We start from the raw sequence: 14943 nt of genomic DNA, 5'->3' as shown, positions 1-14943 counted from the left end.
CCCCTCCTGAAAAACGAAGCGCAACATTTTGCCAGCGCAGGCCGGCATAAACAAATTTTTCATGTTTTTTTCGCCGCATTGGTTTTAAAATACCGCATCTTTTTTATCAGGGCATGACAATGGCAGATTGGGGTATTGAAAAGGCACGTTCTATTTATAACGTCGCGGTCTGGAGCGAAGGCTATTTTGATGTGAACAACAAAGGCGATCTGGTGGCTTATCCGGATCAGGATCACAACAAACCTGGCATCAGCATGCCAGAGCTGACCGCACGTTTTAAAGAAGAAGGCTTAACCCTGCCGGTGTTGGTGCGTTTTACCGACATTCTGCAGCACCGCGTAGGCACGCTGATCAGCTCCTTTATGCAGGCCAAAGCCGAAAAGGATTATCAGGGCGAATACACCGCCGTTTATCCAATTAAAGTGAACCAGCAGTTTTCCGTGGTGAAAAAGCTGGTCAGCCATGACAGCGGTAAAGTGGGCCTGGAGGCCGGTTCCAAACCTGAGCTGATGGCTATTTTAGGTGTGACCGACCAACCACTGCGTATTGTCTGTAACGGTTATAAAGATTCCGAGTTCCTGCGTCTGGCCACCATTGGCCAGATGATGGGCCACAGCGTTTATGTGGTGGTGGAAAAAATTACCGAACTGAAAACCCTGTTGCGTGAAATCGACAGCCTGGGTCATGCGCCTTATATCGGCATCCGCATCAAGCTGAACTCAGTGGGTAAAGGCAAATGGCAGAACACAGGCGGTGAAAAAGGCAAATTCGGCCTGACCGCCACCCAGGTGCTGCAAGCCATTGATATTCTGCGTGACGCTGGCAAGCTGGAATTGCTGAAACTGGTGCATTTCCATATCGGCTCGCAAATTGCCAATATCCGCGACATTCACAACGCCATCCGCGAATGTGCCCGCCACTATGCGGAACTGCGTACTTTAGGTGTGCCTATTGAAACGGTCGACGTGGGTGGTGGTTTAGGGGTGGATTACGAAGGCTCGAACAGCCGCTCAGCCTGCTCAATGAACTACACCATGCTGGAATACGCCCGTAACGTGGTGTACGGCTTAAAAGAAGTCTGTGACGAATACGACCTGCCTCACCCAAACATTATTACCGAGTCGGGCCGTGCCATGACCGCGCACCACGCGGTGCTGGTGACCGACGCTATTGACATTGAACGGGCCCCGGGCCTGGTCAAACTGCCAGAACCAAGCGAAGACTCGCCGGCGGTGATTTGGGGGTTGTGGGATTCATACAAAAACGTCACGCCACGCTCAGCAGTCGAGGCTTACCACGACGCAGTGCATTTCTTTACCGATGCGCACGCTCAGTACGTGCACGGCCTACTGACGCTGCAGGACTGGTCGCTGCTGGAACAAATTTACTTCGCCACCTTAAACAAGGTGAAAAACATGCTCGACCTGTCATCCCGTTCACACCGTGATATTCACGACGAGCTGAACGAGAAGCTGGCCGACAAGCTGTTTGTCAATTTCTCTTTGTTCCAGTCAATGCCAGATGCCTGGGGGATTGACCAGTTGTTTCCGGTGATGCCGCTGGAGCGCATGAACGAAAGCCTGGAACACCGCGCCATTATTCAGGACATTACCTGTGACTCGGACGGCGCGCTGAAAAGCTATGCCGACGGCAATGGCATTGAATCCACCCTGCCGCTGCCATCCTACAAAGAAGATGAGCAGTTCCTGCTGGGTATGTTTATGGTCGGTGCGTACCAGGAAATTCTGGGCGACCTGCACAACCTGTTTGGCGACACCGACTCTGTGCATGTCGAGCTGGATGAGACCGGCGGCTACCGCCTGACCAACCCAATCAAAGGCGACACTGTGGCCGACGTACTGCGTTATGTGCAGTTCGACGCCAAGAAACTGATTGCTTCGTACCAGAAGCAACTGGCGAAAATTGACGTCACTGCCGAGCAGCAAAGCCTGCTGCTGGAAGAGTTGAAATCCGGCGTTTATGGTTACACCTACTTCGAAGATTAAGTTAAACTAGCCACTGATCGGATCAGTTACGGGGGTCAGAGTACGACTCTGACCCCAGCTTCAGATGGTGGTGTTATGTTGCATTTCTTACCTTCGCCCGTGCGCGGCTCCTTGTCTTTCCTGCTGTACCTGCTGAACACCCTGTTCTGGTTTGTGCCTATTTCTTTGCTGGCTGTGATGAAGCTGCCGCCGGTGAAACTGTGGCGCACCTGGATCACCCATTTACTGGATTTCTGCGCCAGCGCCTGGATCAGCCTGAATAACCTGACCACCCGCATCTTCACCCGCATTCGCTGGGACGTCAAAGGCCTGGAGACCTTAAGCCTGAAAGACTGGTACCTGGTGGTTGCTAACCACCAAAGCTGGGTCGATATTCTGGTGCTGCAGAAAATATTTAACCGAAAAATTCCGTTTCTGAAGTTCTTTCTGAAAAAAGAGCTGATTTATGTGCCGTTGCTGGGCACCTGCTGGTGGGCGCTGGATTTCCCTTTTATGAAGCGTTTTACCGCCAGGCAACTGGCCGACAACCCGGCGCTGAAAGGCAAAGACATTGAAACCACCCGCAAGGCCTGTGAAAAATTCCGCTACAAGCCGGTGTCTGTGATGAATTTTCTCGAAGGCACCCGCTTCACCGCGCACAAACATGACAAACAACAATCGCCTTTTGCCCACCTGCTGAAACCCAAAGCGGGCGGTATTTCTTTTGTGCTGAATGCGATGGGCGAGCACCTGCATAAACTGCTGGATGTGACCATTTATTACCCGAAACACAACCCCAGTTTCTGGGATTACATTTCCGGCAAAGTGCAGGACATTAAGGTGCGGGTGCGGGTGTTGCCGATAGAACAGCACCTGATTGGCGACTATGACGATCCGCAGTTCCGGCAAAAATTCCAACACTGGGTGAACCAGTTGTGGTTAGATAAAGACCGGACGTTAACAGAATTGGCGCATGGGGAAAAAGGCTGATGTTGTTGTGGTTACCTGCGGTTCTGAAAGCGCCACTGGCGTTTATTTGTTTTAGCCTGAATCTGGCGTTATGGGGTGCCTTGGTCACACTGACAGGTATTGGCAAGCTGCTCTCCCCTACCGCCACACTGCGGGCCTGGTGGTCAGCGCCGGCCCACCGCTTTTACCGCGGCTGGTCACGCGGCAATAAATGGCTGATGGAGCTGTTTAATCCGGTGCAGTGGCAACTGAGTGGTGCCGAAGCACTGAACCAGAACACCTGGTATTTACTGATTGCCAACCACAAAAGCTGGATGGATATTCCGGTGCTGAGCCAGTTTGCACTGGACCGCATTCCTGAACCCAAGTTTTTCCTGAAGGAAGAGCTGAAATGGGTGCCTTTTATCGGCTCCGGCAGCTGGGCTTTGGATATGCCCTTTATGAAACGCTACAGTCAGGCGCAAATTCACAAAAATCCGGCACTGAAGGGCAAAGACATTGAAACCACCCGTCAGTCCTGCGAAAAGTTTAAACACCAGCCCACTACTATTATCAACTTTGTCGAAGGTACCCGCTTCACGCCGGCCAAACACAAAGCCAAACGCAGCCCCTTCACCTATTTATTGCCGCCCAAAGCCGGTGGCATCGCCTTTACGCTGGCCGCTATGGGTTCCCAGTTTGATGCCGTGCTGGATGTGACAATTCTCTATCCGGACAATCCCGGCCATGTGATGCTGGATATGCTCTGTGGCCGCTTAAAGCGGGTGGTGGTGCAGGTGCAGGTATTGGCGGTGGACGAGCAAATTATCGGCGATTACTTTAACGATGAGCAGTTCAGAGTCCGCTTTCAGAACTGGCTGAATCAGCGCTGGCTGGACAAAGACCTGCAAATCAGCCGGTACCAAAACGCGGCTTCGGCTGCTGAGCAAAACGCCTTATGTTAGATACCTGGTTTGTGCAGGCGGCGCAGGCCGCAGGCTTAGACTGGCCTGTCTCCCATCCGGCTTTTTTGTTTGTCCGGCTGCTGCTGGCTTTTATCCTGCTGGCCGCTTTATTTACGCTGGCCCGACGTTACCTGCGGCCTTTATTAACCCATCTGCTGGACCGGCTGGATGGCAGGCTGGAACAGGAAACCGAACGGGACAGGCGCACATTAGCCAGCCATCTGGCCCATCTGGTGCCTGCTGCGGTACTGATTAACAGTGTGGCACCTTACTTCAGCCATTGGCCCGACTTTGTGCTATTGCTGGATGATGCGCTTTGGGTCTACCTGTATCTGGTGGCTGGCCTGGCGTTTGCCGCCTTAATCAACTTTGTCTGCCGTATTTACGCCACGCTGTACCCGGCCAGCAATGTGCCTTACCTGGGCCTGGCTCAGGTACTGAAGCTGCTGGACGCCATAGTGATTGGCATTCTGATTTTAAGCACTCTGCTTGGCAAATCGCCTGTCTATCTGCTGAGCGGCCTGGGTGCGCTAACGGCTGTACTGCTGCTGGTATTTAAAGACACTATTCTCGGCCTGGTGGCCAGTGTGCAGCTGGCCACCAATAAAATGGTGTCTCTGGGGGACTGGATAGAGATGCCCAAATACGGCGCCGATGGTGCAGTGATCGAAGTGGCCTTGACCACTGTGAAAGTGCAGAATTGGGACAACACCATTACCACCATTCCCACTTATGCGCTGATCGCCGACTCCTTTAAAAACTGGCGCGGTATGCAGCAATCCGGTGGCCGGCGTATTAAGCGGGCGCTGAAAATTGATATCCACAGCATTGGTTTTCTGGATGAGCAGGAAAAACAACAGATCAGCCAGCACGCCGAGCTGCGCGACTTTGTGCAAAGCGACAGCGCACAGCAGTTACTGCCTTTACCACAGCTGACGAATGTGCGGCTGTATCGCGCTTATGCCGAATGGCTGCTGCGCCAGCACCCTAAAATTAACCAGAATATGACCTTAATGGTGCGCCAGCTGGAATCCAACGAAGTGGGCCTGCCACTGGAGATTTACTGTTTTTGTGCCGACAAAGCCTGGGTCAATTACGAGCAGGTGCAGGCCGAGCTGTTTGAGCAGCTGTTCGCCACCTTGCCCCTCTTTACCCTGAGCGCTTTCCAGCGGCTGGGACACAGAGGCCCAGCATAACACTCAGCGCCTGGCCGCGCTGATCCACCAGTTTCTTGGCGTCAGCGCCGCCGGGCAAAAGCGCCTTAGCTGCACCTGATAGCCCTGCTCCTGCAAATACAGCACTCTGTCGAGCACCAGATACAACTCCAGTGCAGGCGCAAAAACGGAACGGACCAACTGTTGGCGGCGCACCTGCAGTTGCCGCGCGGCCCCTTCGGCCAAAAACGGCGCTACATCCAGATCGTCTGGGATGGACCAGCCATGCGCAGCCGCGGCAAAGTCCGCAAAAGCCCGAAACTCACCGCTAAACCAGTGTTTTGCCACCGAATCCAGTGGCCGGTATTCCGGCTGCCCGGTGCAGTGCTGATACAACGTCTGATAGCTTAGCCGCCACCAGACTTCCAGATGCCGCAACCGGGCTATGCGTTCTCCGGCCGTACTCTGGCTCTGCACCGCCAGTTTTAATTGTTCTTTGCTAAGCGGCAACAGCTGCCCCCGCTGAGCCTGCTGCGACAAGCCACTATACTCCGGCTGCCGTATTAAGTGGTAACAACAGGGGATCAGATCAATTTGCTGTGTCTGTTGCGAAGAGGCAGATTGCAGCAACTGCAGATGCAAATCGCCGCAGGCATGCAGTGCCACTGCATGTTGTTTGGCGTGCAGGTACTGCTGGCTGGCCGGTTGCAACACATCCGCCTGTACAAAACGCTGCGGTAACTTCAGCCGGCAGGCTTCCGCGTCTCCCTGGGCACACAGCTGTGCCTGCCATTCCAGGCTCAGCACCTGTCGCTGTTTACTGGCACTCAACCAACGCCCCAAATGCCCCTTACCAGCGCACCACTCCAGCACGGGCAAGGGTAAATCGGGTAATTGGTTTACCCAGAATTCTATTTGTTGCTGTTTGCGGCCTTTGATATCACGCGCCAACCAGAATGGCATAGGATCAGCTGTTGGTTTTATCTCCGTCTGGCGGGCCACTATCCAGTCGGTCACTTCGGCCAGTTGTGGAAAAAAATCAGCCAGTTGCTGGCGGCGCAGTGGCTCATTCTGCTCCAGCTGATCCAGTTGCGTTTCACTCAGCCTGTCCAGCCATGCCTGCAGCTGAGGGTGTTGCCAGCCTGGCTCCGCCTGATAAAAAGGTAAAAACCGCCAGAATGGCTGATGCTGGTACAGCAACTGCTCCAGCTGTTGCCACAAGGTACTGAACACTGACGTTCCCCTAAGCCCGAAAAGGCGCCACTATAACAACAGCCGCAAAAAAAATCTGGCTGCAGTTCTGCCTTAACTGGCAGCTCAGCGCAAAATCATGCACACTCAACAACAGATACCCCAAGGTGCGGAGAGCCCAGGTGACTGAACTTAAACGTATTATGCATGTGGAAGATGACCCGTCGATTCAGGCGGTCGCTAAAGTGGCGCTGGAAGTGGTGGGTGGTTTTACGGTGGAAACCTGCAATGGCGGTGAAGAAGCACTGCAACGTTTTACCAGCTTCGCCCCGCAGTTGATCCTGCTGGATGTGATGATGCCCGGCATGGACGGCCCCAGTACCCTGAAACAACTGCAGCAGGATCATGATCTGAGCACTGTTCCTGTGGTCTTTATGACGGCCAAAGTGCAGGCCAGCGAAATTCAGTCCTATAAAGCCTTGGGCGCTGCCGATGTGGTGGTAAAACCTTTTGACCCCATGGCCCTTTCAGACCAGATCCGCAGCATCTGGCGTGGTTTCGGCCAAAGCTGAAGAAGGCAGCGCTGCCGCTGCCACGCTTTGGTTAAAGGTCATCCTGCTGTGCAGATTCCGCCTGAAACAATGCGTCCAGTTGCTGCTGGTAGTCTGCTTCTGACATTCCCTGCCCCAAATAAAACACCGCTGGCAATAGACGTTCGTCGTATCGCAGCGAACGGTCATAAGGCGAAGGCGGCATCAGCAATTGCAGCCACTGCTGCCCGCTGACCAGCGCCATCAGCACTGTGGCCAGCAGCAGTTGGTAACGACGCCGCCACTGAGTCGCCAGCCAGAAGTTCGCGGCAAACAACAACCAGAATAGGGCACTGTAACCCAGCACCTCCAGCCAGTTGGCCCAGGCCGCACCATCACTGTTAAAACCTATCCAGAAACACAGCATGCCCCAGACCGCCGAGCCCGCAATAGCAGCGTAGGTCAGGCTGAGTTGTGGCAAAAAGAAACTGTCCTGCTGATGCAGACGGCTCCATAGCGCCAGCAAGGCTGGCCAGAGGCAAAACATTAACAGCGATTTGGGAATTTCCAGCAAACGGCCGGGCCAGGCTTGCTGCAGCTGGCTGGGCAGCGTCAGCCAGACAGTGCCAATATGTTCGGCCGCAATCAACAGCGCAAACAACAGAATTAACACGCCATGTCCCATGGCCGTCAGGCGTTGGGTCAGCAAGCTTAACGGCAACGCCGGAGCCACCTGATGCTGATCGTCATACAGGCGTAATGCCTGATCGCCCAACCAGCAGATTTCCCCCGAACGCAGCGGCTCTTTTTGCTCCACCGCTTTGCGCCCGGCGACATAACTGCCATTCACCGAACTTAAATCTTCCAGCTGCCACTGGCCGTCTTCATCCAGACTCAGGCTGGCGTGATGAGGACACACATGTTTGTCGAACAGAATTACATCGTTGTCAAAAGCGCGGCCCAGACGGATATGCGACTGGTTAAATTTATGCCGTTCCACCACTTTCAGCTGAGCATTCAGCACCTCAACTAAAATTGCCATGTCACCGCCTCCCTGAATTTACGGGTAAAGGCCAGCGCCATCTCTTTTTCAACACCCGCCAGCGTGAAATGGCTAATCACCCCCTGGTGTGACTGGTCGAGCGACGCCGAGATATAGGCGACGTCATAGAGCCCGGGGTAGTCTTTGTACGAACGCAGGCAGAATACTGCTTTGGCCTGTTGCCCGGCGTTTGCCTGCACCACCTGAGTATCACAACGGAAGCGGCTGACATCCTCTTCACCGGCTTTATTGTCGGCATTCATTTGGCTGATGCTGTTCTGATAGCGGCGGAAAAACTGCAGCGGATGCAAACCTTTGGCTTGCTGCCACTCAAACTGCATTTCAATGCGGCCGGTACTGAACTCATTGGACAGGAAAATCTCTTCCGGCTGATTGCAGAATGCATTGACTCTTTTGATATCGTCTTTGTCTTTTTCCAGATTGGAGCTGCCCCAGCAGCGCACAAAAGGCACCACTTCGTCCGGCACCCTGGCCGGGCCAAAAGCTTTGGTTTTCCAATCGGCCTGCAGAATTTGCTCAAACATCCGTCTTTGGCTTTGCAGCAGTTGCTGCTGAATATCCTGTTTTAAATCATCCGCTTTTGGCTTCTGTAGTAACTTCAGCAAGGCATCGGCCGGTACCAGAAAGCCTAAATCGTTCCCTGCAGAAGCCACATTAATGCCAATCACCTCACCTTGCTCATTCACTGCGGGCCCGCCGCTCATGCCGCTGTTAATGGCACCGGTAAAATGAATACGGGGGTAAAAGCTGTGTTTTTGCAGGCCATTGTAGGTGCCGGGCACCACAATCAGCCCTAAATCGTGCGGGTTACCCAAGGAATACACAGCGGCGCCCTGCACCGGGGCTTGTGACTGGATCTGAAAAGGCTTTACGGCCTGATAATCTGACGCCAGCAAGGCCAGGTCGTTCACCACATCCACCGAAACTATCTGCAGCTGCCCGGCGGCCTGGTCTTTGTTCAGAAACTCCAGCTGGTATTTGTCCGGAAACAACACAGCTTCTGACACCACATGGTAGTTGGTGACAATAAGCGCGGGTTCAGCCAATAAAAAACCACTGCCTATGGCCGATTTGGCGCCGGAGTTTTTGTCCAGCACCTTAATCTGCAATAAAGCGTCGGCATAATCGGCAAAGACTTTTTCCGCCACAGCGGCCGCCTGCACCGAAGCGGCCCCCAACAACAACAACAGCATCCAGCAGCGCAGTATCATGAAAGGTCCTTTGGCTCAGTACAGCAGGCTGTAAAGCTTACGACGGAACGACGAGGCCAAGGGGTCACCTTTAGGTAAAGTGGCCAGCATATCCAGGCACAATTTTTTCGCCTCACCATAGTTCAGATCCTGTTTGAGGATCTGATACAGCAATTCCAGCGCTTCGCCGCTGCGCTGCACCTGATGGTACTGCACGGCCAGCTGCTGTTTCAGCTCGTTGTTGGCCGGATCAGCCGCCAAGGCCTGTTCCAGTGCTTTCACTTTCGGGCTTTCGGAGGCTTGCTGCGCCAGTTCTAAACGTGCTTTGACACTCTGATACAAGGCATCCTGATCAGCCATCAGCACAGTGGCCAGCGCCTGCTCTGCGGCTGTCAACTGGCCCAGCTCCACTTGTGCCAATGCCAGATGCAAACGGATTTGTACATCCTGGGGTGCCAGTTCAGCGGCCTGCTTCAGCAGCGGGTAAGCCTCAGCAAAATTCTGTTCGGCCAGCAAGGCCTGCGCCTGTTGCAGCAGTTGTTGCTCTGGTTTGGGTAAAAAGGCCTGCAAGCGGCTGAGTATCGCGTCTTCCGGTTCTTCACCGGCAAAACCATCCACCGGTTGCCCTTGCTGGATCACTAAAGTTGTCGGCACTGAGCGCACACCAAAATGTGCCGCCAGTTGCTGCTCCTGGTCACAATCGACCACCGCCAGCGTCAGCTCATTCGGATAACGCTGCGCTATCCCTTGCAACACGGGGCCAAAATTCAGGCAGGCCGGGCTGCGCTCGGAGAAAAAATAAAACAGTACAGGCTGGGTAAAAGATTTCTCCAGTAAAGCCCGCACATTGTCCATCGATACAAATTGAATATTGTCAGCCACTTCAGCTACCTGTAAATCCCGATCTCTGCCGGTATCATGTGGGCTAAACCCGGCTTTTGCAAGCAGCAAGCCGCGCGGCGAAGGCCAGCCAGCCCTTTTAGAGTTTTTGCTTTAACCCAAAAAAGCCATCGACTTTCGCCAGCCCTTACCGTAAATTAACCAGCAAGCCTGCACTTCATTAAAACCATTATTCAGACAGGCATTTAGTTTTGACAGCCTTTCCTCTGTCAGCGTCCACGTAAAAAAGCAGCTTGGCTCAGTTCCTGAGCCTGCCAGCATTCGGCTGGCTGTTGGTGTTTGCCGCAACTGCAAACGCCGTTTTCTGTATGCAATAACGATGAGACCTGACCAAATGACAAGCGAAAACACCCAACCAGAACTGCTGTCTGGGGGAGCCATGCTGATCCGCGCCTTGGCTGATGAAGGCGTTGAGTATGTATATGGTTACCCGGGCGGTGCCGTGTTACACATCTACGATGCGCTGTTTCAGCAACATCAGGTGAAACACGTACTGGTCCGGCACGAACAGGCAGCCACTCATATGGCCGACGCCTACGCCCGGGCCAGTGGGAAAGCCGGTGTGGTGTTGGTCACCTCCGGCCCCGGCGCCACCAACGCTGTCACCGGTATTGCCACTGCCTATATGGATTCGATTCCTATGGTGGTGATTTGTGGCCAGGTGATGAGCCACCTGATTGGGGATGACGCCTTCCAGGAAACCGACATGCTCGGCATTTCCCGTCCTATTGTGAAACACAATATGTCGGTGCGCCGACCGGAAGACATTCCTTACCTGGTGAAAAAGGCCTTTTATATTGCCCAAAGCGGCCGGCCTGGCCCTGTCGTTTTAGATGTTCCAAAAGACATGACCATCCCCAGCCAGAAGTTCCCGTATGAATACCCGCAGGACATTAAACTGCGTTCATACAACCCCAATGCCAAAGGGCACCCGGGCCAGATTAAAAAAGCGCTGGCAACCTTGTTGGCGGCGAAGCGCCCTGTGCTGTATTCCGGCGGCGGCGTGGTGCTGGGCAAAGCATCTGACGAACTGACCGAACTGGCCCGGCGTTTAAAGTTACCAGTGACCAACACCCTGATGGGTCTGGGCGCTTATCCGGCGTCGGACCAGCAGTTTATTGGTATGTTAGGCATGCATGGTACCTATGAAGCCAACCAGGCGATGCACCACGCCGATGTGATTTTTGCCGTCGGTGCCCGCTTTGATGACCGCGTCACCAACGCCACCAAAAAATTCTGCCCGGACGCCACCATTATTCATATCGACATAGACCCGGCCAGCATCTCAAAAACCGTGAATGCCCATATTCCTATAGTGGGCCTGGTGAAACCTGTACTGCAGGAAATGTTGTCTCAGCTGGACAAACAAAACGGCGAACTGGACCAGGCCGCCTTGTCGGACTGGTGGCAACAAATCAACCAATGGCGTGAACGCCACGGTGGCCGTTATGACCAGAGCAGCGCCCAACTGAAACCTCAAGCGGTGATTGAAGCGGTACACCGTCATACGCAGGGGGATGCCTATGTCACCTCCGACGTCGGTCAGCACCAGATGTTTGCCGCCCAGTACTACAAGTTTGATAAACCAAACCGCTGGATCAACTCAGGCGGCCTCGGCACCATGGGCTTTGGTTTACCAGCCGCTATGGGGGTGAAACTGCATTACCCGGACGCCGAAGTGGTTTGTGTGACCGGTGAAGGCTCCATTCAGATGAACATTCAGGAGCTGTCGACCTGCAAGCAGTATGGTCTGGCGGTGAAAATTATTAACCTGAACAACGGTTATCTGGGCATGGTGAAGCAGTGGCAGGATATGAACTATGACAGCCGTTACTCCAGCTCCTATATGGATTCGCTGCCTGACTTTGTCAAACTGGCCGAAGCTTATGGCCATGTTGGCATTCGCGTGACCAAACCGGAAGAACTGGAACCGGCGCTGGAACGCGCTTTTGCGCTGAAAGACAAGCTGGTGTTTCTGGATATTCATGTCGACCCGACCGAACACGTCTACCCGATGCAGGTGCCCGGCGGTGCGATGAACCAGATGTTCTTAAGCAAAACGGAGCGGGTGTAAGATGCGGCATATTATTTCTGTTCTGCTGGAAAACGAATCTGGCGCCCTGGCCCGTGTGGTGGGTTTATTTGCCCAGCGTGGCTACAACATTGACTCCTTGACCGTGGCGGCCACGGAAGACCCGACCATGTCGCGGCTGACCCTGGTCACCCGTGGGGATGACAAAGTGATTGAACAGATCACCAAACAGCTGCATAAGCTGATTGAAGTGGTCAAACTGATGGATTTGAGCGAAGCGGCCCACATTGAACGTGAACTGCTGATGGTGAAAGTGCGCGCCACCAACAATGACCAACGCGAAGAGGTCAAACGTTCAGCCGATATATTCCGCGGCCAGATCATTGATGTCAGCCCCACCACCTACACCATTCAGATTGTCGGCACCTCTGAAAAGCTGGAAGCTTTTATTGAGGCCCTGCAAGGCGTACAAATTCTGGAAACTGTGCGCACTGGGGTGTCGGGCATAGCCCGAGGTGAACGCACCTTAAGCCTTTAACTGTGAACATGATCAGGTCCGGCATGCCGGACCTGATGGTTTAGATAAAGTGACTGTCTTGCAGTATTTGCCGGGTCACATCCGCAGTGATAGGTTTGCGGTAATAACGCACCCCCTGCTCATCGGCCTGTTCTTCCACCGAACGCATCAGATTGGCGGTTAATAACGCCAGTTCACACACAGGCTGCATTTCTTTGATTTTACTGGCGACCAGCAAACCACTTAAATCCGGCACATTGTAATCCAGCACCGCCAGCTGAAACTCGCCCTGAGCCGCCTGAGCTACGGCATCATCGCCGGACTCGGCCTGAACAATTTCAGCTTTGGGTAATAAATCCCTCAGGTAGTTGGTTAAAAAGATCCGGCATATTTTACTGTCATCTAAAATCAGCACCCGTATTGTCATCCCACTGGCCTCCGTTTCCCTTTTCATCCCTGGCCCGGCGGCCAGTATCAGGCAGTATAGTCAAACTTCCCTGAAATCGAGAAAGCCTGCGACTGAATCAGGTCGAACAACCTCAGCTTCGCTTAACACCAGTAGGCTCACCAGTTTTCGGCCCGGGCATTACCAAAGATCATGTCTGACTCTACCTGCCGCAGCGAGGCCATGATTCAATGGTGAAGGACACCTGACGACCCTGTCTGGAACAAGTCCGGCGTTGCCGGAACCCAGTTCAGCAACCGGCGCGCCACATGCTGAATCCTACACCGACTGCAGAGCCTAGAATGACCTTACTTGACCATTTCAATAAGTCCCGTTTGAAAGTCAAACTCCTGCTGCTGGCAGGACTTCCGCTGCTTATCGTGCTGCTGGCGCTGCTACTGATCCTCAGCCATCTGTATCAGGCCAATGCCCGTATCAGCACTTTGTATAGCGACAGAGTGGTGCCCTTACAACAGCTGAAAACGGTGTCGGATGCCTATGCGATTGATCTGGTGGACAGTACCAATAAACGATTGTCGTCGCTGATCAGCTCAGAACAGGCCCTGCAATTGCTGATGGAAACACAATACAACGCCAGCCAGGCCTGGCAGCAGTATCTGCAGACCGAACTGGTCGGCGCTGAGCGGACACTTATCGACACCATAGAGCCCAAACTGGCCCGGGTAAATGCGTTGCATCAGCAGATTACCATGGCGATAGCACGTGATGATCTGATCACATTGCAGCACATAGCCAGAGACAGACTTTATCCCGGCATCGACAGCCTGAACCTGGACCTGAAGCAGTTGTCCGCCATTCAGCTGACGGAAGCACAGCGTATTTACACCGATAGCCAGCGGAACCTGCGCCTGGCTTATGGCATAGCGGTGCTGGTCTTGCTGGCCATGTTATTCTGTGTGGCTGGTCTGATCAGGACCTTGTCAAAACTGACGCTTCAGTCTGTTCAAAACGCCACCCAGTCCGCTACGGCCTTGTTTAGTACGCCCTTTCCGACTCAGGACCCCCTGACAGATGAACATCATGAGGTTCGCAGTTATTTGCTGGACACCATAGAACAGATCCGTAAACAGCTGGGATTTGGCATTGAAGAGACCATGCGGTTGCTTTCGGCCATTCCTGCCCCGGTGCTGGCGATTTGGGACGAAAAAGGTCGGGTCAGCAGTGTCAATTATGCGTTCGAACGGCTGTTTGGTTTATCCCGGGAGAACATTGTGGGTCAACATATTGAATCCACCCCCATCTGGCCGGAGAACGCATCCTCGACTGCCATCAAAACCCATCTTGCGGCCGCCCGGCAGGGATCCAGCGCCACTTTCCATACCCAACTGGAATTGCGTCAGGGTCACAGCGGCAGCCGCTTGTTTCTGGCCACAGTCTCAAGCTGGCGACAACGCAATAACCCGGTGACATTGCTGGCGTTTGAAGATGTGACCGCCTGGCACAAAAGAGAACAATCCCTGAGCAACAAAGTGGCCAGAGACCCATTAACAGGGTTGCTGAATCGTGACGGCTTTCATCAGATGGCTGATGATCTCTGGTTTCGCTGGAAAGCTTATGATGCGCCTTTTGCCCTGGTGATGGTCGATATCAATAACTTCAAGCCAATTAATGACAACTACGGCCATCAGACCGGCGATGCCGTGCTGAAGGAATTTGCTGACCGCCTGCAGCACAGCTGCCGTAATTCGGATATCAGTGTCCGTTGGGGTGGGGATGAATTTATTGTACTGCTGGTTGGCTGCCCCAACGCCGAAGTGGCGATTCGCCAGGTTCAGCGTATAACTGCCGCATTGGCACCAGGTTTAACTCTGGATGGTCAACAGCTTGAATTAAGCGCCAGCTTTGGTTGTGTGCATGTCGCAGAGCCTCAGGCGAATGACTTACGCTCTGTGGACGACCTGTTGCATCTCGCCGATACCCGGATGTACGCACAAAAACGTCAACCCGCCTTTTCAGGCTGATATGTGTCTTCTGTTTTTTCATACGGATCAACGCCATACTG

At 53.7% G+C, this 14943-nt stretch carries 13 protein-coding genes; 8 read left to right on the top strand and 5 right to left on the bottom strand.

Annotation, left to right across the window (positions count from 1 at the left end):
• Positions 1–119: 119 nt before the first annotated feature.
• The 4 genes from speA (at position 120) to WKJ04_RS09170 (ending at position 5094) form a co-directional block, all read left to right on the top strand.
• Entirely contained in the window at positions 120–2006 is a 1887-nt protein-coding gene (speA, locus tag WKJ04_RS09185) for a biosynthetic arginine decarboxylase (RefSeq protein ID WP_337880156.1), read from the top strand.
• A gap of 75 nt (positions 2007–2081) precedes the next feature.
• Positions 2082–2975: an acyltransferase gene (locus WKJ04_RS09180; protein WP_337880155.1), complete on the top strand. Its 894-nt coding sequence runs from the start codon at positions 2082–2084 to the stop codon at positions 2973–2975.
• Positions 2975–3898 (top strand): acyltransferase, encoded by a 924-nt coding sequence (locus tag WKJ04_RS09175; protein WP_337880154.1) that lies wholly within the window; start codon positions 2975–2977, stop codon positions 3896–3898. The genes WKJ04_RS09180 and WKJ04_RS09175 overlap by 1 nt, the downstream gene beginning before the upstream one ends.
• Positions 3892–5094 carry a mechanosensitive ion channel domain-containing protein gene (locus WKJ04_RS09170; protein ID WP_337880153.1) on the top strand — a complete coding sequence of 401 codons (1203 nt, stop codon included), beginning with the start codon at positions 3892–3894 and terminating at the stop codon, positions 5092–5094. The genes WKJ04_RS09175 and WKJ04_RS09170 overlap by 7 nt, the downstream gene beginning before the upstream one ends.
• Positions 5095–5097: 3 nt before the next feature.
• Here the strand turns inward: WKJ04_RS09170 and WKJ04_RS09165 are convergent, their stop codons facing one another.
• On the bottom strand, positions 5098–6285 hold the full coding sequence (locus WKJ04_RS09165) for a methyltransferase (protein ID WP_337880152.1): 1188 nt from the start codon (positions 6283–6285) through the stop codon (positions 5098–5100).
• Between the two features lie 140 nt (positions 6286–6425).
• Between WKJ04_RS09165 and WKJ04_RS09160 the strand changes: the two genes are divergently transcribed.
• Positions 6426–6815, top strand: a complete 390-nt coding sequence (locus WKJ04_RS09160) for a response regulator (RefSeq protein ID WP_337880151.1) — start codon at positions 6426–6428, stop codon at positions 6813–6815.
• Positions 6816–6846: 31 nt separating this feature from the next.
• Here WKJ04_RS09160 and WKJ04_RS09155 read toward each other — a convergent pair whose 3' ends face one another.
• Genes WKJ04_RS09155 through WKJ04_RS09145 form a run of 3 tightly spaced genes read right to left on the bottom strand, consistent with a single transcriptional unit; the run spans position 6847 to position 9908 of the window.
• A complete protein-coding gene (locus WKJ04_RS09155) occupies positions 6847–7815 on the bottom strand; it encodes an FHA domain-containing protein (RefSeq protein ID WP_337880150.1) in 969 nt (322 codons plus the stop codon).
• A complete protein-coding gene (locus tag WKJ04_RS09150) occupies positions 7803–9047 on the bottom strand; it encodes a serine protease (protein WP_337880149.1) in 1245 nt (414 codons plus the stop codon). Before WKJ04_RS09150 ends, WKJ04_RS09155 begins: the two co-directional genes overlap by 13 nt.
• Before the next feature lie 15 nt (positions 9048–9062).
• Positions 9063–9908 carry a tetratricopeptide repeat protein gene (locus tag WKJ04_RS09145; protein ID WP_337880148.1) on the bottom strand — a complete coding sequence of 282 codons (846 nt, stop codon included), beginning with the start codon at positions 9906–9908 and terminating at the stop codon, positions 9063–9065.
• Between the two features lie 352 nt (positions 9909–10260).
• Between WKJ04_RS09145 and WKJ04_RS09140 the strand changes: the two genes are divergently transcribed.
• Positions 10261–12000: an acetolactate synthase 3 large subunit gene (locus WKJ04_RS09140; RefSeq protein WP_337880147.1), complete on the top strand. Its 1740-nt coding sequence runs from the start codon at positions 10261–10263 to the stop codon at positions 11998–12000.
• Between the two features lies 1 nt (position 12001).
• Positions 12002–12496, top strand: a complete 495-nt coding sequence (gene ilvN, locus WKJ04_RS09135; protein WP_337841562.1) for an acetolactate synthase small subunit — start codon at positions 12002–12004, stop codon at positions 12494–12496.
• Between the two features lie 40 nt (positions 12497–12536).
• Here ilvN and WKJ04_RS09130 read toward each other — a convergent pair whose 3' ends face one another.
• Positions 12537–12902, bottom strand: a complete 366-nt coding sequence (locus tag WKJ04_RS09130; RefSeq protein ID WP_337880146.1) for a response regulator — start codon at positions 12900–12902, stop codon at positions 12537–12539.
• Between the two features lie 320 nt (positions 12903–13222).
• Between WKJ04_RS09130 and WKJ04_RS09125 the strand changes: the two genes are divergently transcribed.
• Positions 13223–14902 (top strand): diguanylate cyclase, encoded by a 1680-nt coding sequence (locus WKJ04_RS09125; RefSeq protein WP_337880145.1) that lies wholly within the window; start codon positions 13223–13225, stop codon positions 14900–14902.
• The last annotated feature ends 41 nt before the right edge of the window (positions 14903–14943 follow it).

This window comes from Rheinheimera sp. (assembly GCF_037442345.1).
In the GTDB taxonomy this organism is placed as follows: Bacteria; Pseudomonadota; Gammaproteobacteria; order Enterobacterales; family Alteromonadaceae; genus Pararheinheimera.
This window is presented reverse-complemented; position numbering and strand designations above follow the sequence as displayed.

Coding starts and splice junctions, on each gene's coding strand:
- speA (WP_337880156.1), top strand. CDS start 120: ATGGCAGATTGGGGTATTGAAAAGGCACGTTCTATTTATAACGTCGCG.
- WKJ04_RS09180 (WP_337880155.1), top strand. CDS start 2,082: ATGTTGCATTTCTTACCTTCGCCCGTGCGCGGCTCCTTGTCTTTCCTG.
- WKJ04_RS09175 (WP_337880154.1), top strand. CDS start 2,975: ATGTTGTTGTGGTTACCTGCGGTTCTGAAAGCGCCACTGGCGTTTATT.
- WKJ04_RS09170 (WP_337880153.1), top strand. CDS start 3,892: ATGTTAGATACCTGGTTTGTGCAGGCGGCGCAGGCCGCAGGCTTAGAC.
- WKJ04_RS09155 (WP_337880150.1), bottom strand. CDS start 7,815: ATGGCAATTTTAGTTGAGGTGCTGAATGCTCAGCTGAAAGTGGTGGAA.
- WKJ04_RS09150 (WP_337880149.1), bottom strand. CDS start 9,047: ATGATACTGCGCTGCTGGATGCTGTTGTTGTTGTTGGGGGCCGCTTCG.
- WKJ04_RS09140 (WP_337880147.1), top strand. CDS start 10,261: ATGACAAGCGAAAACACCCAACCAGAACTGCTGTCTGGGGGAGCCATG.
- ilvN (WP_337841562.1), top strand. CDS start 12,002: ATGCGGCATATTATTTCTGTTCTGCTGGAAAACGAATCTGGCGCCCTG.
- WKJ04_RS09130 (WP_337880146.1), bottom strand. CDS start 12,902: ATGACAATACGGGTGCTGATTTTAGATGACAGTAAAATATGCCGGATC.
- WKJ04_RS09125 (WP_337880145.1), top strand. CDS start 13,223: ATGACCTTACTTGACCATTTCAATAAGTCCCGTTTGAAAGTCAAACTC.